Here is a 21,927-nt window from a genome sequence, read left to right as displayed (position 1 = left end):
GAACTATGTTCTTTTCATAAGTAAAAATAAATCCGTCCCGTTTTTTTTGACACGATCGTTTTGCCATTCAGCAATCGCGCGCCGCACCAGCCAGTTTCTTACCGGAAGTACCAACCAAAAAAAAGAAAGGAATGAAATGGCCTGTAAAATTCTTTTTATTACATAATATTTTCCACGATCAGCCGGACGAAATGCAGTCGCAGCAAAAGAACAAAACCAGAAAAATATTAGTTTTAATCTAAGCAAGAGCAGGAAATTTCTTGCGGAAGAATTCAATGCTCTTGAAAGGTTTGTGAAATTCAGGACCAAAGCGAGATCACTTTCTGCAAGCCATTTCAGCGCTCCGTAATATTGATTTGCATAGTAATCTTTAAACACCGCGAAACCTTCGTGAAGAAACAAAGCGGAAGTCTGGTCGACCGACAAACGTCTCAGATGAGCCGGATCTTCAAAGAAAAATGTTCCCTTTTCTTCGTTGTAGCCATCCTTCATTTTCATCGACACCTTGTATTCCAGACTGCCGGGATGATTACAGGGCAAACTGTGCAGCATCGAGCAAACAGGTTTTGCCAGATCAGTAATTTCTTTTGCTGTTACTTTTAAATCATAAGTATGTTCCAGCATGTGATGTGTATGAATAAAATCAAAACGCATCGAGCTCAAGGCAGAATCTCCAAGAACAAAAAATTTAATCCCCTGATTGTTTTTTGCAGCAGCGGCTATCGCCTCTGAACTGATATCGCAACCGTAAATCTCCCAACCCGGGAGCGCTTCTTGTATCACTGCGGTAAAAATTCCTCGACCACAGCCAAAATCAAGTGCCTTTCCGGTGGATGGCAACTGCAACTCTTTTACAAGATCAAATATTCTCCGCTTTTCAAAGGCAGACCAATGACCCATATACCCATGAGCATAGCGTGCATCATAAAAAGCTTTTGAATCCTGCCGGTCTGAAAATTCCATAGTGCCTGAGCAAGACGCTAAATAAAGGAAATTTCAGTTTAAATCAGGAATAATTCCAAAACAATTTACCACTGATTATTATGTCACTCAGCGATAAGCAACCGCACAGACTTTTTTAAACCTGTCTCTTGATCCCTCCGCATTGAAAAAATCCCCATAGACAATATACATCCCGGCATCTACCCGTTCATTCATATCACTCGTGCCATCCCAAACCAGGATGGATTGCGTTCCGAACAAATAATGATTAGCCAGAGTTCGTATCAATTTGCCTTCGGTATTATAGATCAGCACCTCGCCCGACAAAGACTCGTCCCTTTCTTCCAAATGAATAAACAACAAATCATCTACACCGTCATTGTCCGGAGAAAATACGTTTGGCTCCAGTTTCGTAGTCTGGTTCATGCCCGTTTCCGAAATAAAATTCGAATTCTTATAGCCCGGAGTAGCGTATGCGTTCAATGAAGATGTAGAATGCCAGTTTTCCTCCGCTTCGCTTGGCAAAAATGGACTCAGTCGCTCCAGCGATACTCCGGCTGTATTAGTTAGTAATGGATAATGCAGGTCCTCCGTGTAGATAAATTCATCAAGTCTGTTTCCATCAGGTCCCTGCAGCACCACTTCTCCTTCAGTTGAATTAAAATCCGGAAGGTCCGGAACATTAATAATAGTGTACTTGTTCTCCCCGGGATATGTTCTGTAAATTACATCAGGATCTTCACTCATCGCCAGATAATCCCCCGGAAAAAGTAAAAACGTTTCATCGGTAATTTGTTCATTCGACAATAAATTTTCAGGCGCTTCATAATCACCTTCCGCGATTCTCCAGTCTTTCATATCCAGAATTTTTCGGGAACAATTGTAGATCTCCACAAAATCACTTCCGTATTCCATGGGATGAAAAAGCAATTCGTTGATCACAACATCACCTTTCACAACAGGTTCCGGGAAGGCGAAGCGTACGACACGGTTGCTGTCTGCCAGATTCCCCGGGCAATCCCGGAAAATCCCGGAAACACTCAAACTATACACACTTTTTCCTGCAGTAAACGGGAGTTCCAGACGAATCTTCCGGGAGTCCTCAAGAGTTTCGACATTTAAGGGGTGGCCCAAAAACACATTATCAGAATTAAATGAATAATTATTCATTTCAAATAATGAAGATGCATCCGGAACCTTGTTACAGACAGCTATCACATGCAGACTGTCTTCCAGATAAGCTCTGAGTAGTACAATTGGTGTTTGATCGCGATAAGTGCCGGCAACGCTATTCCTGTTTCCCGGAGTGCCTCCGGAAGGATCGATTGATGCTTTCCAGTTGAAATCATCTTCACACAAAAAGCTTGTATCAATACGCTCAAGGCTCCAGCCACCGTCATCCTTAAAAGTAGAATGATAGGAATCATTGTTGAACAGAAAATTATCCAGCAGTTCTCCCTGTTCATTTTTCAATTCAATCTTATCTCCGACATCATTGTTGAGACCCGGAAAAGAATTAAGTCCAATCGTAGTTCCATACCCGGAAAAAAGCGGAACATTTTCTGAAGCGCAAAGAATAGTGTAGGTCTTAGGCATAAGAATACATTCGGGAAAAACAGCAGTGCTGCTACCGTCACTTAAGGTCCAGTCTTTCAGATGAACTGCTTCATTTCTTGCATTGTATATTTCGATGTATTCTTCATTGGGTAAAATTGAAGCGGACGAAGGCTCAAACATCACCTCGGTAAAAATCACATCATGCACTGAGACCTGAACCGGTGGGTAATAAATAAAAGTATCAATCTGATTTGAAGCGACAGGATTGCCGGCAAGATCCAGTACTCCGCTGGTGTGCAAGGTCAAAGGAATTGAAGGTGAAAAGGATTGACCAAATTGAAGATGAACCAGTGCCAAATCACCAGGATCTCGTTGTGCGGATACAGGAAGGATACTTTGACCACCAATGGTGTAATGAGAAACATCGCTGCTCGTGAGCGGATCAATGATTTCATTGAAGCGAATATCCAGAGAGACGCTGTCAAGCACAGAAACCGATACAATCTCCGGCGCCAGTGTATCGCCAATCAATGGACCGATAAAGAAATCATCGAAATAAAAATTCTGCCTGTTGCCGGAAGTGTATACACAGGCAATTCCAAAATACCCGGCCGGACTATACATCCCTTCCGCGCCGTTAGCTGCGAGTACATAATTCGTACCTCCTGTCGGGTCGAGCCAAAGGGTCCACAAACCGATATCATCGCGGGTAACCTTCACTCCCATTGAAAAAGAGGATGCGATCTGTCCGTCCGAAGCCCTGCAAACCGACACTGAAGTATTGCCGTCCTGCCTGAACAATTCAACGGCATCATTGGCAAGTGACTCCCCGAAACGGAGATAGTACCCATTGACATTCCCTTCAGGGTTAGAGGAATCCGAGACGAGATAAACCCGGCAATAGTTCGATGAACTGGGGGAAAAATTCTCCCGGATAAAGAACCTCCATTCCATAGCCCCGCCGGCTACCTGGGGCAACGGAACGGAAAGGTAAGATTCCCCTGCGGTGGCGGCGTTCAGTTGCAGCTGGCCGGAAACGCTGACTGCGAAGTCCCCTGCATCACCCGACCAGACAGGGTTTGTGGTGAAATCCCCGTCACTGAAATTGTCCTGCAACTGCGCGACCGCCAAATTGCTTATGCTGAAAAAAATTAGCCCGAACAGAAACTTCGGCATGTCTTTAACGTTAATTTGCGGACAAATCTATTTCCCTTAAAGTGTGGATACAACCGCAAAAAAGAGGGAACTTATATTAAGCGAAATATGAAAGTTGCTGTAGTCGGCGCCACCGGACTGGTGGGCGGTATGATGTTAAAAGTTTTAGAAGAAAGAAATTTCCCTGTTACCGAACTGATCCCTGTCGCTTCCGAGAAATCGGTGGGCAAACAAATCAGCTTCCGCGGGAAAAACTACAGTGTTGTAGGAATGGAGGAAGGTGTGCGATTGCGTCCACAAATCGCTTTGTTTTCAGCAGGCGGAAATACATCCCTCGAATGGGCTCCAAAATTTGCCGCTGCCGGAAGTGTGGTGATTGATAACTCCTCCGCATGGCGAATGCATCCCGACAAAGCATTGATTGTTCCTGAAATCAACGCGGATATTTTATCCGTCAATGATAAGATCATCGCCAATCCGAATTGCTCCACGATACAAATGGTGATGGCATTAAGTCCGTTGCACAAAGCATATAAAATCAAACGCATTGTAGTCAGCACTTATCAGAGTGTTTCGGGTACCGGAAAAAAAGCTGTGGACCAGCTGATGAATGAGCGAAAAGGTATTTCCGGTGAGATGGCCTATAAGTATAACATCGATCTGAATGTTTTACCTCAAATTGATGTGTTCATAGAGAATGGTTATACCAAGGAAGAAATGAAGATGGTGAATGAAACGCGGAAAATTCTTCGCGACGATTCAATCCGTGTTACTTCCACAACGGTTCGTGTTCCTGTAAAAGGCGGACACAGCGAATCCGTGAATGTAGAATTTGAAAAAGACTATTCTCTCGACGATGTCCGGAATTTATTGTCAAATACTCCGGGTGTCACTGTAGTTGACGATCCTGCCAACGCGAAATATCCTATGCCAATCGATGCCGAAGGAAAAGATGATGTGTTTGTAGGCAGAATTCGTCGGGATGAATCACAGGACAACACACTCAATCTCTGGATTGTTTCCGACAACCTCCGCAAAGGGGCCGCGACCAATGCTGTTCAGATTGCAGAATACCTTGTGAGTAAAAAATCGTTTCATAGATTATTCTACTCACAAGGTATTCCACTGCTCTGTCAATTATTTTTGTACAAGAAGATCCGGAATTTTTTTAGCATCCTCGGGAACTTCTCCTTTGAGTGTTTTCAGGAAAGCTGAGATTGAACTTACCTGATCGGCGGTCAGGTCCTTGTTCAGTTGCACTTTTGCCATGATCTGAATTGCTTTATCGAGTTCCGCAACGCTACCATCATGGAAATAAGGATATGTTTCCGTAATATTCCTTAAGCCGGGAACTTTGAACATATCTTTATCGCTTTCTTGTTTTGTTACATTTTTCCTTCCTTCATCTTTTGTATTACTTCCGGTGAGTGAATGATAATCCGCTACAAGGCCAAATTTTTGAAACATCGTTCCTCCAAGAACAGCACCGTTATGACAGGTTGTACAACCTGCATCCATAAAAGATTGCAGACCATTTTTTTCTTCTGCTGTTAAAGAGGCAAGGTCTCCACCAAGATATTTATCAAACTTGGATGGTGTAATTAATGTACGTTCAAAAGCAGCAATCGATTTCTGCAGATTTTCGAATGTCACCGGATTTTTATCTTCAGGAAAGGCTTTGCTGAATTCTTCCTTGTAAACCGGAAGTGAAGCCAGTCGATTTACCAGAAAATCTTTGTGCGGAATAGCCATTTCAACCGGGTTCATGATTGGCATACCGGCTTGCTCTTCCACATCCTTCGCACGACCATCCCAGAATTGGGAAGTATGCAATGCCGCGTTCAGCACTGTTGGAGAGTTTCGTTCTCCATTTTTTCCTGCATCACCGGTCGATGTCGCCTTATTATCGACTCCATACGTTGCCAGGTTGTGACATGAATTGCAACTGTTTTTACCCGCTTTGGAAAGATGAGTATCGTAATACAACAATTTACCAAGGTTCACTTTTTCAGGGGTGATTGGATTTTCAGCATTCTCCGCAACAAGTGGCAAGGGTTGAAAAAAATTGCGGGCAGCATTCAGAAGATTTTGATCCTTTTGTTGATCAGCATTTGCAGTACTTGCGGTTTCTTGTTGCTTTGGAGCCGGTCCCTGGCAGGCAATAAAAGTGATTGCGATAAAAAGGGAGATGAGTAGCGTCTTCATAACACGTTATTTTTTGCAAAATTACGTGCAGACTCCGTTTTTATAAATGATTAGAATCAGAGAATCTTACTGCATAAAAACAGAAATTCTTCAGAATCTATTTAGAAAAATGACTGGATTTTTGAAAACAAATTCCCGGGAAATTCTTTGGAAAAATATTAATGATGAAAAATTACTGCTTCATCACTTTTTGCAGGACAACTTTATTGTCTTTGCTGACAAAACACAAATAGTAAGTTCCGGGTAGTAAATTATCGAGGTGATTCAATTTAAATTTATTTTCACCAGTTTCCATTTTTTCCATACGCACAACTTGTCCGGCTGAATTCACGAGACATACTTTTCCGGTTGGCGGTTTTTCCGAAAAGACAAAAGAAAGTTCCTCTTCAAACGGATTTGGGTAAATGCTTTTTATCCTTAAGCTTTCGGGAGTATCGCCCTGCATTCTGACAATTACCGGTTCGAAAAATTCAGTCTTACCATCATAATCCGTTTGGCTGAGTCTGTAATAGCTGATTCCGGTAGATGGATGTTCATCCATACATTCATAATACAATTCGGATGTGCTGTTTCCGGCTCCATTCACCAAACACAAGCGTGTATAAAGAATACCATCCTGACTTTTTTCAACAATGAAGTAGTTATTGTTCACTTCGCTTGCGGTGAGCCATTCAATATGCACCATTCCGTTTTCGGGCCTTGCTTCAAATGATTTCAATTCGATGGGAAGGGTGGTACTAGTGGAATACGGATTCGCGGGATTATTGACAATACTTCCTGCACCTCCGCTGGTAGCACCGTTTGCAGTAAAATTCACCATTGGCGGGGCATTGGTAACTCCAAAAGTACCTCCTGCAACACTTGTTGCTAAGCCAAGAACCGGATTGGAAACTGAAATATAACCACCGCCGCCACCGCCGCCATTTCCTTCCACTTCAGCTCCATTATTCAAAAATTGTGATCCTCCAACTCCTCCCCGTGCGGTGAGAGTAATTCCACTAACTGTACCTGTATATGAAAATATAAATATCGCTCCGCCGCCACCGCCGCCACCACCCGCGTCACCGGGTGTTCCGGAAGATGTTGGTACATCTTCACCATTGGCTACAATGGATCCGGCACCGCTGACATTTTTTCCACTCAGGAGATAAACGATTCCGCCACCATCTCCACCGCCTGTAGCTACATTATTATTGGCATCACCGGCACCTCCACCTCCACCCATAAAAATTTTGGATGATGTAAATGTATTCGGCCGTCCACCATAACCACCTACATTGTAACGATTATCACCTGTCCACCCCGCATTACCGGGAGCTGTAGTGATTGGATTCAAACTTGCATTGGACCATGTATAACCACCCCGGCCACCACCACTTGATGTATTCAGGGCGAAACCTGCTGCTTCAAGATTCCATGCAGTAGTCCAGTTACCATTCAAGTTGAATGGATTTCCTTTGCCATTCCAGGATGCTACATTGCCTCCATTGGCTCCACCGCCGCCGCCGGCATTGTGCGAATTACCGCCGCCGCCACCGTTCGCAGGTGCACCACGACCATATCTTCCATTGGGTAATGAAGAAGGGATCCCGGCAATGCTTTCTCCTTTTTCACCACCATCCGTATCGGCAGTGGATCTCCAGATCGTGTGATTTCCGGGTGTTGCGGTATTCCATTCCACTGCTCCACCTTGAAAACCCTTAGCAGTTGCATCAATAGTTCCATTGATAACAGAGGTTCCATTGTTCTCGATGGCAACAATACCTCCGGTACTACCATTCCAGGCTGAGCAAGTAATGCTGGCGCCTTCGTTTACTGTGAGTGATGAATATCTTGGAACACGGATCACCTGAACTTTACCACTGGTAGAATAAGAACGGGCAAGTCCATTGGCTAATCGTATGGATGTCGCGCTGAGGATAGACTGTACTTCAATAAATTCAAAATTTCCGCAATTGTTATAGCTAGTTACGGCACCATAAGTGGAGGCATCCGTATTGTTGATGGATGCTCCCTGCATCTGAATGATCATCAGTAATTCCCCAGCTGCAAGGTTACCGGAAAAGCGACCATTCGCGTTCAAACTTGAACTGCTTACGTTAATACTGGTCGAACCGGAACTCGCATTGGATGTTAATGAAGTGTATTCATTTACTATAACACCGGTGGATGAAACAGTCTTTGCACCATGCATTCCCAGCGCGGCCATTGCTCTTTTATGATTTCCGAAATTTGCTATCAGGAAAAAAATACCAAAGGCAATTAATAATCCAATGGAGCTGAACAGAATAATTCTGTTGCTCATGGACATCCTTTGTCGGTTTCGTAATTCAGGCCTTGGCATAAAAAATTTTAATTGGGGCTTGCTTCAAAACGACGTTAAATGACCTTAGTTACCAAAGTGTAAGGTTCTGTAAGGTTTTCGTACAGATTGTCTGAAAATTCAAGTGTTAACAGTCTGATCCTGATCTGTCTCTCTGTTTGAGCTGAAAAAAGATACTTACAAAATGCGGTTCGCTATTGACCCGAATACAAAATCACTACACGGATTTCTCCGATAGAATAAAAAAATGGAAGCTAAAATCAGGAAAAGCGGAAATTAATACGCCCGAGCGTTGATTCCTTCGATGTAATTGATGAAGGCCCTGCTAACAACTTTGTTACCGCCCGGAGTAGGATAATTCCCACTGAAATACCAGTCACCGCGATGATTCGGACATGCGCTGTGAAGATCTTCTATCTTCTGAAAAATAATCTGTACTTCCGCTTTGCAATCGTCCGGACGAACCAACTGAGCAATCTTCGCGCTGATTTGTTCCGCGGTGAAAGGCTGATAAATCATGCGAACGAAATTTTTCATTTCATTCACACCCAGCTCAAGCTGTTCTTTGCATCGTTGATAAACTTCATCTACAATATGCTCCATATTGTGTTCATCAAGCAATTCAATTGCCGCTCGAAAAGCAACAAGATCACCGATTCTTGCCATATCAATACCATAGCAATCGGGATATCGGATTTGAGGAGCGGAAGAAACGATGACAATTTTTTTCGGACCTAAACGGTCGAGCATGCGGAGGATAGAATTCTTCAACGTTGTTCCACGAACGATTGAATCATCGATCACCACAAGATTATCGATGCCTTTGCGGATGGTTCCGTATGTGATGTCATACACGTGAGTGACCATGTCACTGCGATCCGTATCGTTGGTAATGAAGGTGCGCAGTTTTGCATCTTTAATCGCGATCTTTTCCGCTCTTGGACGAATAGAAAGTATTTCGTTTAACTTTTCATCTGTCAGATCATCACCCAGGGCTTTAATCTTTCTCTTCTTTACATCGCGGAGATAATCTTCCATCCCGGAAAGCATACCATAAAAAGCGACTTCAGCGGTATTTGGAATAAATGACAAAACTGTATTGCGTAAATCGTGATCTACTGCCTGTAAAGTAGACTGACACAACAATCGTCCGAGTTCTTTTCTTTCTTTATAAATATCAACGTCGCTACCTCTTGAAAAATAAATGCGTTCGAAGGAACAACTCAGTTTCTGTGTTGGTTCTTTGATTTGCTCTTCAGTGATTTTTCCATTCTTGCGAATGATGAGTGCATGACCGGGTTTTATTTCCTGAATTTTTTCTGCAGGAACATTCAACGCGGTTTGTATTGCGGGTCTTTCAGAAGTAACGACAACGATTTCTTCATCCCGGTAATAAAAGGCCGGACGAATTCCTGCCGGATCACGAAGTACAAAAGCATCGCCATGTCCGAACAAACCTGCAATAGTATATCCTCCGTCCCAGTTCTGTGATGAATTGCGCAGAATTTTCGCGATATCCAGATGTCCGGCTATCAGAGGAGAAATTTCCTGTTTGCTATTGCCCAGTTCTTTGAATTTATAATAGAGTTCATCATTTTCTACATCGAGGAAATGACCAATATTCTCCATCACTGTAACAGTATCGGCTTTCTCTTTGGGATGTTGTCCGAGTTTGACAAGGTCTTCAAACAGCTCGTCAACATTGGTCATATTAAAATTTCCTGCGACAACGAGATTTCGTGTCATCCAGTTGTTTTGTCTCAGGAAAGGATGACAAGCTTCAATACTATTTCCACCGTAAGTACCATATCTTAAATGACCCAGCCACAATTCACCGGTGAAGGCTACATTTTTCTTCAACCACTCCGGATTATTAATTTTATCAGGATGTGATTTTCCGATCTGTTCAAATTTTGAATGGATCCTCGCGTAAATATCCGCGATCGCTTGTTTGTGATTGGAACGGTAACGGCTGATGTACCGTGTTCCCGGGTCCACGTCAAATTTAATATTCGCGATTCCGGCTCCGTCTTGTCCCCTGTTGTGTTGTTTCTCCATCAACAGGTATAGTTTGTTCAATGCGTAAAAAGATGTCCCGTATTTCTCCTGGTAGTAAGAAAGGGGTTTTAGCAAGCGTATCAGCGCGACGCCGCATTCGTGATGGATGGAGTCCGACATGGATTACAAAGATAGGGCTTTTGAAGGGCTGAAAAAAACCTAAATTGATTCCTTTCGATGGTATAATCGCCGCAAAAAAGTTGGAAAAAAGGATAGAATCACGCTTTTATTATTCAGACCTGACGGACAACCACCCGATCCGGCCTGAATTCAACAATAAAATTATGCATTCCGTTGGTGTATTCATAATGCAGCTGCAAACTACAATGGCCACCAATTTTTTTCACGATTGCCAGACCGAGACCAACTGAATCTGGTGAATCGCCTTTTTTAAAACGTTCAAAAATCTGATCTCCGGGAATTGTCAAAGGAGGGCCTGAATTGGACACCACCAATCTCTGGGTCGTGAGCATTATGTTAAGTTCGCCTCCCCTGGTGCTGTATTTTATTGCATTGGATAATAGATTTGTCAATAAAATATCCGCAAGATGTTGATTCATGCGAATACTGATATCATCATCGATATGTGTTTGAACTTTCAGTTCCTTATTTTCAATAAATACATCAAGGCTTTCGAGTTGTTGTCTTAGCAATACTCCTAATGGAACCAAATCTTCCGTGGCATATTGCTCATTCTCGATACGTGTGAGCAGGATAAGGCTCTTGTTCATTTTCGAAAGTCTGTTCACTGAATCAAGTGTACTTCGGATATGTCCGATCTGATCTTCTTTTAAATTTTCTGATTGGAGTAAGAGTTCCAGTTTCGAACGGATAATCGCGAGTGGTGTCTGAGTTTCATGACTCATGTTCTCTGTAAACTCACGGAGGTTTTTATAATCTCGTGTGACTTTATCGGTGAGTTTGGTGAGTTCCGCGTTCAGGGTATTGAACTCCTCCACATTGGAACGCTGAAACAATACCTTACCTCCTTTTTGAAGATCAAATTTCTTGAGCACATTGATCGCGCGATAGAAGGGACGCCATACTTTACTCGAAAACCATCGGTTCAGAAAATAAAAACAGGCGATGATATCCAGTGAAACAAGAATGATGGTGGTGACCAAACCTCTCCCCAGGTCTCTGTTTTCTGTGAGCCTTCTCCAGAGGGTGATGCGGTAACTTTGATTTGAAATAAGTTGTTCGTAGGATAAAATCCGATAAGGAACTTTGATAATTTTTCCTTCTTCGCTGAGAAGAACAGTAGTATCCCGGAGAATAACTTTAAACGTAGTAAACTTTGGAATCGGGTCAATCTGAATACGATCTCCCAGAACAAAATGTGTATTCTGAATCGCCGGTTGTAACGCAATCTGCTTTTCAATTTGCATTTTTTCATAGCGCATGTGGTCTGAGATTTCCTTGTCCATCAGGTATATGACCCGATAGGTAAGAAATGAGACACTGATCAGCAATAGAAATAATGCAATGACAATGTAGTAGCGATTGGTTAGATTCAGCAGCTTCATTATTCACCGGAAAACTTGTACCCTACTCCATACACTGATTTAAGGTAGTCCTTTCCTCCGTTATCAGTAATTTTTTTACGGAGGTTTTTGATATGGCTGTAAATAAAATCAAAAGAATCGGCCATATCCGCGTGGTCGCCCCAGAGGTGTTCAGCGATGGATTCTTTGGTAAGCACTTTATTCGAATTACTCAGCAAATACATAAGCAATTCGTGCTCTTTCTTGGTGAGGCTGATCATTTTATCATTTACATACATCACCATTTCATCGGGCAGAACCTTTAATTCATGGTAAATGATCTCCCTTTTTCCTTCAAATGTTCTTCTGCGCACTACCGATTTGATCCTGGCAGTCAGTTCCGGCATATAAAACGGCTTCGTGATATAATCATCCGCCCCAATATTCAATCCGGTAAGACGGTCATCGAGAGAATTTCGGGCAGAAACGATCACAATTCCTGTTTTATGCTCCTTTTTCTGCATTTCTTCGATTAACTTCAGGCCATTACCATCAGGCAAACCGATATCGAGGACAATACAATCGTAATCATACAAATCAATCTTTTCCAGAGCAGAGGATAAATCTGTCGCCTGCTCGCAAACCATCCCTGATTCCTTTAAAAACGCAACCATGGATTGCAGTAATTCCTTTTCATCTTCTACCAGTAGTACTTTCATCGATTTTCTTCATTTAAGGGTAAATATGTATTTAACCATTGCCTGTTCAAATTACTGACTTCTGTCATCTCGTCCCCTTTGTATTTTGCCGTACTTTGGAATCTCGTTTTGACAAATATCTGTTTGGAAATTTATCCGGATAGTAAAATGTAAAAATAGGAATTCTGCTAACGTCTGGTAATATAATTTATTTAATCACTTAGTATTCAGAATTCCTCCAAAATCAAAGCTTAGTTTTGTGTCCTTAATTGAAGGGCACGCTTCATATTAATCTATTTATCCTCTAACCCATAAACCTATGATCCGTAAACTTCTACTTGGTGTTCTTCCAATTGCAATGATCGCTCTTTTCACGAGCGAAAAAATGAGTGATAATGGCAAAGCGGGCTATACCGGCTCGCCAGGTGAACAAACCTGCACAAATTGCCACAGTGATTTCGCTTTGAATAGTGGTGGTGGTTCAATCGCCATTGGTAGTCCTTCTATGACAAATTGGGAATACCTCCCGAATACGACCTACAATATGAGTGTTACTGTTTCCCGAAGCGCAAACAGCCTGTTTGGTGTTGCTATTGAGGCTCTTGACGCAACAAATGACAATGCCGGAACGCTTAACATTACAGATGCGGCATCAACACAGATTAAAACCCGTACCGTTTCAGGTGTGGTTCGTCGCAATGTAGTTCACCAATTGAATGGTGGAGCTACTGCTGCAGCAAAAGAATTTAATTTCAGCTGGACATCACCTGCAACCAATATCGGTCCGGTTACCTTCTATTTTGCCGGTGCTGCCGCAGATGCTGACGGAGCTGAAAGCGGTGATTATGTTTATAGCGGAAGTCAGGTTGCAAATCCGAATACTACTGCTACTAATGATCTGAATGTAGATGCTGTTCAGTCGGTTTATCCGAACCCTGCATCCTCTTTCATCACTGTTACTTACAAGGCGAATTTGTCCGGACTCGTAACAATGAATCTGTTCAGTTTGAAAGGTGACCTTGTTCAAAAGCACATTTCATCTACTGAATTGCCGGGCACACATACTGAAGTGATTCGTAACCTGAGTGCATTGCCAACCGGAGTTTATTTCCTGCAAACGATTGTGGATGGATCTGCGAAAATCCAAAAAGTAATTATTCAATAATTCCATTTTAATTTACCTGTGTGAAAAGAAAAATCCTGTCGATGCGTTAGAATTCGACAGGATTTTTTTTTCGTGCTTCAGAAAAATGAAAAAACTACTATTTTCTATTGCAGGTTTCAGCCTTCTCTTGCTGAACTCCTGCAGGCACGATCCGGAAATCCCCGTCACACCTGCCGCTTCCTTTCAGACAGATGTGCAGCCCATTCTTGCCGGCAGTTGCAATTTCTCTGATTGCCATGGCGGACACGAAAAGAGCCTGGTTACTTATGATGATGTGATGCACAATGGCGACATCCAGGCATTTAGTGCCCATTCAAGCAAATTGTATGAGTTAATTACAAAAAAATCAGGTGAAGATAAAATGCCTCCCGGTTCCGCTTCACAACTCACAGACAGACAAATTCTAACCATCTATCTTTGGATTGAGCAAGGTGCACTGAACAATTGAAAGCCCCATTCTCCATATAAAAAATGAAAAAACTATTCTTCCTTGCCGTGCTTGCTGCTGGATTTCTCCAGGCATGTTACTACGACAATTTTGATGAGATTCACCCGGTTCCACTCACCACTGAGTGTACCATCGCGGATACTGTTTCTTTCGCCAACGACATTCTCCCTATTTTTACAGGAGGTAGTTGTGGTACAAATGACGCCGGTTGTCACCAGGATGCAAGCTCTAGCGGACTTGGCCTTGCAAATTACGCGGATGTAATGGCTACTGTTGATGATGCTACAGAAGCGAACTTCCTTGCGCGTATCAAACACGAATCCACTGTCTCTCAAAGTAAATGGATGCCTAAACCTTCAGGTAAACTGAGTGATTGTGATATTTCAAAAATTGAAAAATGGTTTACTCAAGGCCGCTTAAATAACTAGATTCCCCTTCTATGAAATTAAGATCTCTTCTTCTCTTCCTTCTCTTTATCAATTCAACATTCCTGCTCAATGCGCAGGACCTGTTGAGTACTTTGGGAAATGAAAATGAAAAATCTCATGACCTTACGATTGCTACATTCAAAACAACACGTCTGGTTAATTTTCATACTCTCGAAACTGTCGGACCAAAAACTCTCGACTTCCGCATTTCACACAGGTTTGGTGCCATCAACAGCAAAGGTTATAATGCCTGGGGTATCGATGGTCCTGTGAATATTCGTTTGAGTCTTGAATATAGTCCAGACGGACGATTCATGTTCGGTATCGGTCGCAGTTCGTACCAGAAAATGGTCGATGGTTTTCTGAAATGGAAATTGCTTCGTCAGCGTGATGACAACAGCATGCCATTAACCGTAACTCTTTTTGCAGGAATGTACCGCAACGCTCTAAAAAACCAGGTGATCAATGGTTATGATTTATTCGAACACGAAACCAGCAGATTGTCGTATAACTTCCAGATTTTAATGGGAAGAAAATTCTCTCCAAGTTTTTCTTTCCAAATCGCTCCCTGGTTTGTACACTACAACATGGTGACCGCCATCTCTGATAAAAATGACATGTATGGTATCTCCGGAATGTTCCGTTTGAAATTCAGCAAACGTTCCGCGATCACGGCAGAATATGCCTACCGCATGAATAAATATTCCAATACAAAAAATTACGATAGCATGGGTATCGGCTATGAAATTGAAACCGGCGGACACGTATTCCAGGTGCACCTGACCAATTCATTTGGTTTGGTTGAAAATCAGTTTCTTCCCTTTACCGATTCACAATGGAACGATGCCGGGATTCGTTTAGGATTTAATGTGTCCCGTGTATTTACTTTGTAAAGGGCACCTCTAATAACCTATTTTGGGTGATGTGCGATGAGGTTTTTTTGCAATATGAGGCGTGAGGAAGGAAGATACTGAAACTAAGTATCTGACTGACGAACAACGAAGTATTGCAAAAAAAGATCAAGCATCGAATGTGCCTGATTGAAATAATGAATTGAATTAACAGCACCCGAAAGAGGTTGTTAGAGGTGCCCTAAAGAAATGCTGGCCACAGCGAAGGGCGAACGCAGGTAAAACTGCTAAGGGGGCGTTCAACGTGGTGGTCCAGCTGCTTTAAACCCCGTCTGATCTTTCAGGCGGGGTTTCTTTTTGAAACAAGATTTTCATTTCAAGAAACTGAAGCTGAATTAAAGTTCATTGAACGCGACTCGCGCCAAGGATACGCAGACTTTGTTTGTGTTGAACAAACGCGGTCCATGTGAAATTCGCATCAGCTTTGAATTCCTTTAAAGGGATAGCTGCCTGTCCTTGTGCAGAAGGATTGTTTACAGAATAAAGTAGTCTCACAACATTATCATGCACAAGTAATTTACCGGTATGCTGTCCACCTGTAACTTTACTGCTCACTTTATTATCTGTGAGTACAAAACGAAGGACATAATTTTTATCCTGCTTTGAACAGGTGTAAGAAACAAAAGCTGTATCCCGGCGAATGGAATCAACCTGAAAAGTCAGATTTAAAAGAGGTGTCTGGTTGCGTGCTTTTTCAATCGCGGCTTTGGCGAGCGAAAGATTATTCGCGTTCAATTCAGCCTGACCATTAATGACGATCTGTGGGGTATACATCTCCTTTCCGGGAAGTACTCTCGAATAATTTTCCTGGCGAAATGTAAATTGATTTTTACTGAAGGGATCCTTCCATCCTCCTTTGTTCCAGTAATCAACGTGATACTCCAGACAATAAATGGCTTTCCCTGACTGCTTTGCTTCGGCTGAAAGCTGACTTAAAATTTTATCGCCGGCAGGACAACTTTCGCAACCTTCAGAGGTGAAAAGTTCCACGACAGCAAAACCATTATCCTGTGCATCTGCAATTGTATTGCTGATTAAAAGAGTAAGGAATAAAAGAAATTCAAGTCGGAATCGCACGGTGCAGGTTTTTTTTACAGCGATGGAGATGGAGAAAAAATTAGCCCTCCTTCAGAGAAACATCTCCTTATTCATTTTCAACCATTCCAGAGCAGTACCGGAAAGTAATCGTTCTTTCACAGAGTCATCATAAGGCATGGAAGCAATGAGTTTTCCCGGTTCCAGTTCTCCCAAAGGAAATGGATAATCCGTTCCAAGCGCGATACGATCAGCACCCATAAGGTTCACGAGATAATCCAGCATCATCGGATCATGAACGAGTGAATCAAGATAAAATTGTTTGAGGTATTTTCTTGGATTCTCTTTGTTGTCGACAGCCACAAGATCAGGACGAACATTGAAACCATGTTCAATTCTTCCTATCGTTGCCGGAAAAGATCCTCCGCCATGTGCAAATGCGACACGCAAACCGGGAAGTTTTTCAAAAACACCACCAAAAATCATGGAACAAATCGCAAGAGATGTTTCAGCCGGCATACCTACAAGCCATGGGAGCCAGTACTTCGGCATTTTTTCTTTTCCCATCATTTCCCAGGGATGCACAAAAATCGCCGCGCCTAATTCCTGAGCGGCTTCAAATACCGGAAAGAGTTCCGGAGCATTCAGGTTCCATTCGTTCACGTGCGAACCTATTTGAACTCCACGCAGACCTATTTTCATACAACGCTCCAGCTCTTTAATCGCAAGTGAAGGAGATTGTAATGGAATTGTCCCTAACCCAATGAAGCGTTTCGGATAACGTTGCACGATATCCGCGAGGTGGTCATTAAGAAACATCGACAAATCCAAAGCGTCTTCCGCTTTTGCCCAATAACTGAACATCACTGGAATTGTTGATAGTACCTGTACATCGATGTGATGATGATCACATTCTTTCATTCGCACTCCTGCATCCCAGCAATTGTCCTGAATTTCGCGGAAAAATTTTCCGTCGATCATCATTTTCGCGCAGCAGGGTTTGTGATGGTCAAGGGAAATAAATCCGCCATACCCGTATTTGCCCTTCAGGTCAGGCAGATGTTCCGGTATAATGTGGGTATGTATGTCAATTTTTAGCATTGTTTCTTTTTTGCTTCTCCATTTTTTCCCGTTGTACTTTTTTGCCTAAGGCAATATATTTCTCTCCGTTGGCTTCATCACCCATGTAACGATACGTCATACCCACCAGGTTGTAAGGATCAGGATAACCGGGATCGATTTCTATCGCTTTCAAAAAATAAGTGACCGCAGTTTCAAAAAGTCGCCTGGCTTCTTCGAGATGCTGCGCCTGATTCGCCGGATCCTTTTGTGCTTGTTCGCGCTGGCCTTCCGCATAGACACCATATACACTTGCTATGTTGTTAATCGCGTGAGCGTAGAACGGATTGTATTGCGCGGCGAGTTTAAAATGTTCCATCGCTTCAGGATATTTTCGTTGGTTGAAAAGCAAATTTCCATAATTGTTATGCGTTACAGGATGAGTCGGATTGTGTTCCAGAGCTTTCAGATAATCCGCTTCAGCTTTGCTATAATCCTTCTCCGTATAACGAATATATCCCCTGCGCTGGTAGGCATCAGCATAACCGGGATAAATTTCAACCGCGCGACTCAGCAATTGAACCGCTTCGTCCATTACTTTTTTCTTTTGCAAACTATCCAACCCAAGCAATTCTTCCTCCGCGGTAATATGGTTCGCTCTGTAAAACAACATGTGCGTACTGTTGGGAACGGTCTGCAAGTCGGTATCAAAAAGAGTTGTATCGCTTTTCCAGTCTTTGTTTCTTGCTATGGTTTTAATGCTGAATAAAAGACAAATAAATGCGGCAACATAAACCGGTCTCCCTGCTGAATTCATAAAAGAAGAAATAGAATTCGCTTTAACATGCTCCGCGCTCAGGTTGAAACCGCGTTGCAACAAAACGGCAACAACAAAACAGAATCCCAGTGAAGGTAGGAACAACAAACGTTCCCCGTAATTTGTACCGATTAGAATCAATACGTTACTGACAATAGAAATGGTCACCAGAAAATAAAGTATTCCGAATGAAACCGGGTCTTTTTTTCTGAAACGAATAATTGCATAAACACCCATCCCTACCAGCAAAGCCAGTGATGTAATTACCTTCCAGTCAAACAAGGACAATTCCGGGAAAGTATTGAAAGAACCATCCGAACAAAGTGTAATGGGCAACACAAATAATTTCAGATAATAACCAAGAATTGAAATCGCATTAGCGCGCTGAACAAGTACATTCTTAATGGCGACCAATGAATTGTCCACAACAGGAATGGGTAAGTCAACATTTCCAAGAATTTTTCTGCGAATCAATAAAAATACCGCTGTCGATAGGAAGAGCATAGCGGAACTTTTAATGTAAGTTGACGATTTTGCATCCGTGAAGAAATACAAGGCAAGTGGAATTACAGCCAGCCAGGTAATTGCAGATTCCTTTGAAAGCAATGCCAGAAAAAATGTAATCGCCGAACCGATCAGGTACTTCACATTATTTGTCATCGAATAGCGTACCGTCCAGAGTAAGGTTGCCAGCAATAACAATAAAGACATGATCTCGTCCCGACTCTTGATGTTCGCGACCACCTCCGTATGCAAAGGATGAGTCGCAAATAATAATGCCGTGATAAATGGAACGAGCAGATTGCCCTTTAGCAATACGGTCAATACATGAAACAACAACAAACAAGTCAGCGCGAACCATATCACATTCATCCAATGGCCAAGAGCTGGATTTCCCGGACTAAACTGCCATTCCACCGCGAACATCGCTTTCGACAAGGGACGATACAGCTGGTAATCGTTGATATTCATCCCGGCACGGTAACTCGATTGAAAGATTTCCGGAATTCCGCTGATTCCTTTTTTCACCATGGTATTCTCCGGCATCAGTCCCCAGTCATCAAGTACATACCAGTTACTGAACGTATTTGAATAAATCGCGAATGCAAGAATGGCAACAAAAAGACCTAAGATCCTTTTTACATTGGATTTTTGTTCTTTCGCCGGCTGACGTTTCGCTGCTGGAGTGACTCCTCCCTGTTGTTGTAAGGCAATCTTTTCTTTCCGGGTTAATTTTTTCTGCATACGTCTATTCTGTGTTCTCCCCTATTGACTCAGGAAGAATAAAGGTTGAGCGATTATTTTTCTCTTGGATAAAAAATGAATGAAGAAATTTCTCTTAAACGATCAAACAAGCTTTGCCGGTGGTTCCATCACCGCTCCGCATTTTTTACAGGTACGGAGGCTTTCATTCTCGTAAAATTTATTCATCACCACAGGCAATTGCGCGACGATATCAGTCAGATCAAGATATTCTTCGTAAATTTTGTTGTTACATTTTTCGCAGTACCATTGAAATCCATCCTTCATACCATCGCGACGTTGAACTTCCATCACCAGTCCGATTGTATTTGGACCACGTTGCGGGCTGTGTGGCGTTTTTGCCGGAAGCAGGAAAATTTCTCCTTCCTTAATTGGGATCTCAACCGGTTTTCCGTCTTCAATAATTTTTACGGAAATATCTCCTTCTAACTGGTAAAAAAATTCTTCGGTTTCATTGTAATGATAATCTTTCCGGGAGTTTGGTCCGCCAACGACCATCACGATAAAATCCTGATTAGGCTTGTATACCACCTGGTTTCCTACAGGAGGTTTGAGAAGATGGCGATTTTCATCAATCCACTTTTTGAAACTGAAAGGTCTGGTTACTGACATGGGGTTTGAGATTTAAGATGAAATTGAAAATGTGCTTTGAGGAAAATGAACGAAGTATTTTGATTCAACCAATTCACTATGAATTTTTTTTCGGTCCGAAAACTTCGTTGAATTTCTGACGAAGTTCTCCTGCGAAAGCTTCCGCTTTTTCTCCTACATGTTTCGCTGCTTCCTCGGCTTTATCACGAAGGCCGTCAAATTTTTCCCTTGCGGCATCACCAAAATCACCACCCTCCGCAATTTTGTCCAGTTCATGGTGGAGAATAGTCGGGAATTTAGATTTCAAATGATCCATCACTGCCTGAACTGCCAGTTTCGCCTGTTCATCACTGAGTCCGGCCTTTGCTTTTACCAGATTTACAAGGTGTTCCATAACATTTCTTTTTTCGGGATGGGAAGTGTAGATTTGAGGACGGGAGGAAAGGCTATTCAGAGAATTCCCTTGATCCGGCAATTTTCCCTTTCATTCCTGTCCTTCAAATGTAAAGAAATCCGGCAAAAAATGAACCTCAATTTAAAGGGTAAAAAAGCATTGGTTTGTGGTAGTACTCAGGGTATTGGGAAAGCCTCTGCCCTGGAATTGGCCAGCCTTGGAGCTTCGGTCATCCTCGTAGCCAGGAACGAAGAGGAGTTGAAAAAAGTCAAATCCGAACTTCCCGGACCCGGAAACCATGATTATATCGTTGCTGATTTTTCAAAACCGGAAGAATTAAAGCAAAAAGTAAATTCCTATATCCTAAGTCATGGTACCATTGACATCCTGGTAAACAATACCGGCGGACCAGCCTCTGGCCCGATCACCGAAGCCAAAACTGAGGATTTCGTCCAGACATTTTCGAATCACCTGATCTGTAATCACATCCTGGCTCAGGCAGTTTTGGAAGGAATGAAAAAGAATGGTTATGGCAGAATCATCAACATAATATCGACTTCTGTAAAACAACCTTTAAAAAATCTCGGGGTGTCGAATACAATACGTGCGGCTGTGGCTAATTGGTCAAAAACTCTGGCCGGAGAAGTCGCTAAATACGGCATCACGGTAAACAATGTCCTTCCCGGCGCGACATTAACCATCCGTCTGAAAAGTATCATTGATGCAAAAGCGACAAAGACCGGAATGAATGTGGAAACCGTTCAGCAGGAAATGTTGCAGGAAATTCCAATGAACCGTTTTGCTGAAGCTTCTGAAATTGCCAATGCTGTTGGCTTTCTGGCTTCACCGGCTGCATCCTACATCACCGGAATCAATGTTCCGGTAGATGGTGGAAGAACACTTTGTTTGTAATTCGCTTTCAAAAAAAAGCATCCACCCTTCCCCTAATATCTATTCGTAAATTAAATCGTGACTGAAAAAAAATCCATACGAGCAAAACAAGGACCGATTACATTGATTGTACTGGCCATCTTGTTGGTATTGTATTTCATTTTTGGAAGAAACAATGCGAATACACGAATTGACAAAAGGGAAAAAGCCTTTCGTCACAATGAAATTAAACTGACAACACACGCGCGTTGCCGCATGGATTGTCGCAACATCGCCGAAACAGAAGTGAAAGACATTCTGGAAAATGGTTCGATCAATTACAGAAAAAGTGATCTGAAAGATAAACCTTGTCCGACTTATGCATTGGAGGGAATTACCAAAGACAATCAAAGAGTCCGTGTGGTTGTTGGAGATTGTAATAATGAAGCGGTAATCATTACCGTGATCGATCTGGATCACGAGTTCGAATGCCATTGTGAATAATTGAACAAAAAAGTATCCGC

At 42.5% G+C, this 21,927-nt stretch carries 19 protein-coding genes; 7 read left to right on the top strand and 12 right to left on the bottom strand.

Translation table 11 applies throughout. The annotated features are described in order from the left end of the window. Positions 1-3 precede the first annotated feature (3 nt). Together IPP86_01430 and IPP86_01425 are read right to left on the bottom strand one after the other, a co-directional pair. Positions 4-963: a class I SAM-dependent methyltransferase gene (locus tag IPP86_01430; GenBank protein MBL0137174.1), complete on the bottom strand. Its 960-nt coding sequence runs from the start codon at positions 961-963 to the stop codon at positions 4-6. An 87-nt stretch (positions 964-1,050) separates the two neighbouring features. Beyond that, the gene (locus IPP86_01425) at positions 1,051-3,675 is read right to left on the bottom strand and encodes a lamin tail domain-containing protein (protein ID MBL0137173.1); all 2,625 of its coding nucleotides are present in this window, start codon (positions 3,673-3,675) and stop codon (positions 1,051-1,053) included. 87 nt (positions 3,676-3,762) lie between these two features. Between IPP86_01425 and IPP86_01420 the strand changes: the two genes are divergently transcribed. Beyond that, positions 3,763-4,869: an aspartate-semialdehyde dehydrogenase gene (locus IPP86_01420; protein ID MBL0137172.1), complete on the top strand. Its 1,107-nt coding sequence runs from the start codon at positions 3,763-3,765 to the stop codon at positions 4,867-4,869. On the opposite strand, the gene IPP86_01415 is transcribed toward IPP86_01420, so the two are convergent. From IPP86_01415 to IPP86_01395, 5 genes are all read right to left on the bottom strand, one after another. Then, positions 4,792-5,859: a c-type cytochrome gene (locus IPP86_01415; protein MBL0137171.1), complete on the bottom strand. Its 1,068-nt coding sequence runs from the start codon at positions 5,857-5,859 to the stop codon at positions 4,792-4,794. The genes IPP86_01420 and IPP86_01415 overlap by 78 nt on opposite strands. Before the next feature lie 172 nt (positions 5,860-6,031). Continuing rightward, a complete protein-coding gene (locus IPP86_01410) occupies positions 6,032-8,164 on the bottom strand; it encodes a T9SS type A sorting domain-containing protein (GenBank protein ID MBL0137170.1) in 2,133 nt (710 codons plus the stop codon). A gap of 294 nt (positions 8,165-8,458) precedes the next feature. Beyond that, positions 8,459-10,360 carry an amidophosphoribosyltransferase gene (locus IPP86_01405; protein ID MBL0137169.1) on the bottom strand — a complete coding sequence of 634 codons (1,902 nt, stop codon included), beginning with the start codon at positions 10,358-10,360 and terminating at the stop codon, positions 8,459-8,461. A 113-nt stretch (positions 10,361-10,473) separates the two neighbouring features. After that, on the bottom strand, positions 10,474-11,766 hold the full coding sequence (locus tag IPP86_01400) for a HAMP domain-containing histidine kinase (GenBank protein MBL0137168.1): 1,293 nt from the start codon (positions 11,764-11,766) through the stop codon (positions 10,474-10,476). Further along, positions 11,766-12,443 (bottom strand): response regulator transcription factor, encoded by a 678-nt coding sequence (locus IPP86_01395; GenBank protein ID MBL0137167.1) that lies wholly within the window; start codon positions 12,441-12,443, stop codon positions 11,766-11,768. The genes IPP86_01400 and IPP86_01395 overlap by 1 nt, the downstream gene beginning before the upstream one ends. A 298-nt stretch (positions 12,444-12,741) precedes the next feature. Here IPP86_01395 and IPP86_01390 point away from each other — a divergent pair, with 298 nt between their 5' ends. From IPP86_01390 to IPP86_01375, 4 genes are all read left to right on the top strand, one after another. Next, a complete protein-coding gene (locus IPP86_01390; GenBank protein MBL0137166.1) occupies positions 12,742-13,587 on the top strand; it encodes a T9SS type A sorting domain-containing protein in 846 nt (281 codons plus the stop codon). 85 nt (positions 13,588-13,672) lie between these two features. Continuing rightward, positions 13,673-14,035, top strand: coding sequence for a hypothetical protein (locus IPP86_01385; GenBank protein ID MBL0137165.1), 363 nt, complete (start codon positions 13,673-13,675; stop codon positions 14,033-14,035). Positions 14,036-14,058: 23 nt separating this feature from the next. After that, the gene (locus tag IPP86_01380; GenBank protein MBL0137164.1) at positions 14,059-14,463 is read left to right on the top strand and encodes a hypothetical protein; all 405 of its coding nucleotides are present in this window, start codon (positions 14,059-14,061) and stop codon (positions 14,461-14,463) included. Positions 14,464-14,474: 11 nt separating this feature from the next. Next, a complete protein-coding gene (locus tag IPP86_01375) occupies positions 14,475-15,356 on the top strand; it encodes a hypothetical protein (protein MBL0137163.1) in 882 nt (293 codons plus the stop codon). Between the two features lie 360 nt (positions 15,357-15,716). Here IPP86_01375 and IPP86_01370 read toward each other — a convergent pair whose 3' ends face one another. The 5 genes from IPP86_01370 to IPP86_01350 all read right to left on the bottom strand — a co-directional run bounded on the left by IPP86_01370 (position 15,717) and on the right by IPP86_01350 (position 20,533). Continuing rightward, complete coding sequence (locus IPP86_01370) at positions 15,717-16,451, bottom strand: DUF1223 domain-containing protein (protein ID MBL0137162.1); 735 nt, start codon at positions 16,449-16,451, stop codon at positions 15,717-15,719. Between the two features lie 51 nt (positions 16,452-16,502). Then, positions 16,503-17,510, bottom strand: a complete 1,008-nt coding sequence (locus IPP86_01365; GenBank protein ID MBL0137161.1) for an amidohydrolase — start codon at positions 17,508-17,510, stop codon at positions 16,503-16,505. Continuing rightward, positions 17,497-19,530, bottom strand: a complete 2,034-nt coding sequence (locus IPP86_01360; GenBank protein MBL0137160.1) for a tetratricopeptide repeat protein — start codon at positions 19,528-19,530, stop codon at positions 17,497-17,499. Before IPP86_01360 ends, IPP86_01365 begins: the two co-directional genes overlap by 14 nt. A gap of 102 nt (positions 19,531-19,632) precedes the next feature. Beyond that, on the bottom strand, positions 19,633-20,160 hold the full coding sequence (locus IPP86_01355) for a 3-hydroxyanthranilate 3,4-dioxygenase (protein ID MBL0137159.1): 528 nt from the start codon (positions 20,158-20,160) through the stop codon (positions 19,633-19,635). A gap of 76 nt (positions 20,161-20,236) precedes the next feature. Further along, positions 20,237-20,533: a hypothetical protein gene (locus tag IPP86_01350; protein MBL0137158.1), complete on the bottom strand. Its 297-nt coding sequence runs from the start codon at positions 20,531-20,533 to the stop codon at positions 20,237-20,239. A gap of 129 nt (positions 20,534-20,662) precedes the next feature. Here IPP86_01350 and IPP86_01345 point away from each other — a divergent pair, with 129 nt between their 5' ends. Beyond that, positions 20,663-21,445, top strand: coding sequence for an SDR family oxidoreductase (locus IPP86_01345; protein MBL0137157.1), 783 nt, complete (start codon positions 20,663-20,665; stop codon positions 21,443-21,445). A gap of 57 nt (positions 21,446-21,502) precedes the next feature. Further along, complete coding sequence (locus tag IPP86_01340) at positions 21,503-21,907, top strand: DUF4258 domain-containing protein (GenBank protein MBL0137156.1); 405 nt, start codon at positions 21,503-21,505, stop codon at positions 21,905-21,907. Positions 21,908-21,927: the final 20 nt, after the last annotated feature.

It is taken from the genome of Bacteroidota bacterium (genome assembly GCA_016720935.1).
Lineage (GTDB): Bacteria > Bacteroidota > Bacteroidia > AKYH767-A > 2013-40CM-41-45 > JADKJP01.
The sequence above is the reverse complement of the archived record's forward strand: the minus strand, read 5'-3'. Positions and strand labels throughout refer to the sequence as shown.

Excerpts from the sequence above, each read along its gene's own strand:
- IPP86_01380 (MBL0137164.1), top strand. The coding sequence starts at position 14,059 with ATGAAAAAACTATTCTTCCTTGCCGTGCTTGCTGCTGGATTTCTCCAG.
- IPP86_01420 (MBL0137172.1), top strand. The coding sequence starts at position 3,763 with ATGAAAGTTGCTGTAGTCGGCGCCACCGGACTGGTGGGCGGTATGATG.
- IPP86_01345 (MBL0137157.1), top strand. The coding sequence starts at position 20,663 with ATGAACCTCAATTTAAAGGGTAAAAAAGCATTGGTTTGTGGTAGTACT.
- IPP86_01430 (MBL0137174.1), bottom strand. The coding sequence starts at position 963 with ATGGAATTTTCAGACCGGCAGGATTCAAAAGCTTTTTATGATGCACGC.
- IPP86_01415 (MBL0137171.1), bottom strand. The coding sequence starts at position 5,859 with ATGAAGACGCTACTCATCTCCCTTTTTATCGCAATCACTTTTATTGCC.
- IPP86_01375 (MBL0137163.1), top strand. The coding sequence starts at position 14,475 with ATGAAATTAAGATCTCTTCTTCTCTTCCTTCTCTTTATCAATTCAACA.
- IPP86_01350 (MBL0137158.1), bottom strand. The coding sequence starts at position 20,533 with ATGGAACACCTTGTAAATCTGGTAAAAGCAAAGGCCGGACTCAGTGAT.
- IPP86_01360 (MBL0137160.1), bottom strand. The coding sequence starts at position 19,530 with ATGCAGAAAAAATTAACCCGGAAAGAAAAGATTGCCTTACAACAACAG.
- IPP86_01355 (MBL0137159.1), bottom strand. The coding sequence starts at position 20,160 with ATGTCAGTAACCAGACCTTTCAGTTTCAAAAAGTGGATTGATGAAAAT.
- IPP86_01400 (MBL0137168.1), bottom strand. The coding sequence starts at position 11,766 with ATGAAGCTGCTGAATCTAACCAATCGCTACTACATTGTCATTGCATTA.
- IPP86_01385 (MBL0137165.1), top strand. The coding sequence starts at position 13,673 with ATGAAAAAACTACTATTTTCTATTGCAGGTTTCAGCCTTCTCTTGCTG.
- IPP86_01365 (MBL0137161.1), bottom strand. The coding sequence starts at position 17,510 with ATGCTAAAAATTGACATACATACCCACATTATACCGGAACATCTGCCT.
- IPP86_01410 (MBL0137170.1), bottom strand. The coding sequence starts at position 8,164 with ATGAGCAACAGAATTATTCTGTTCAGCTCCATTGGATTATTAATTGCC.
- IPP86_01395 (MBL0137167.1), bottom strand. The coding sequence starts at position 12,443 with ATGAAAGTACTACTGGTAGAAGATGAAAAGGAATTACTGCAATCCATG.
- IPP86_01390 (MBL0137166.1), top strand. The coding sequence starts at position 12,742 with ATGATCCGTAAACTTCTACTTGGTGTTCTTCCAATTGCAATGATCGCT.
- IPP86_01405 (MBL0137169.1), bottom strand. The coding sequence starts at position 10,360 with ATGTCGGACTCCATCCATCACGAATGCGGCGTCGCGCTGATACGCTTG.
- IPP86_01425 (MBL0137173.1), bottom strand. The coding sequence starts at position 3,675 with ATGCCGAAGTTTCTGTTCGGGCTAATTTTTTTCAGCATAAGCAATTTG.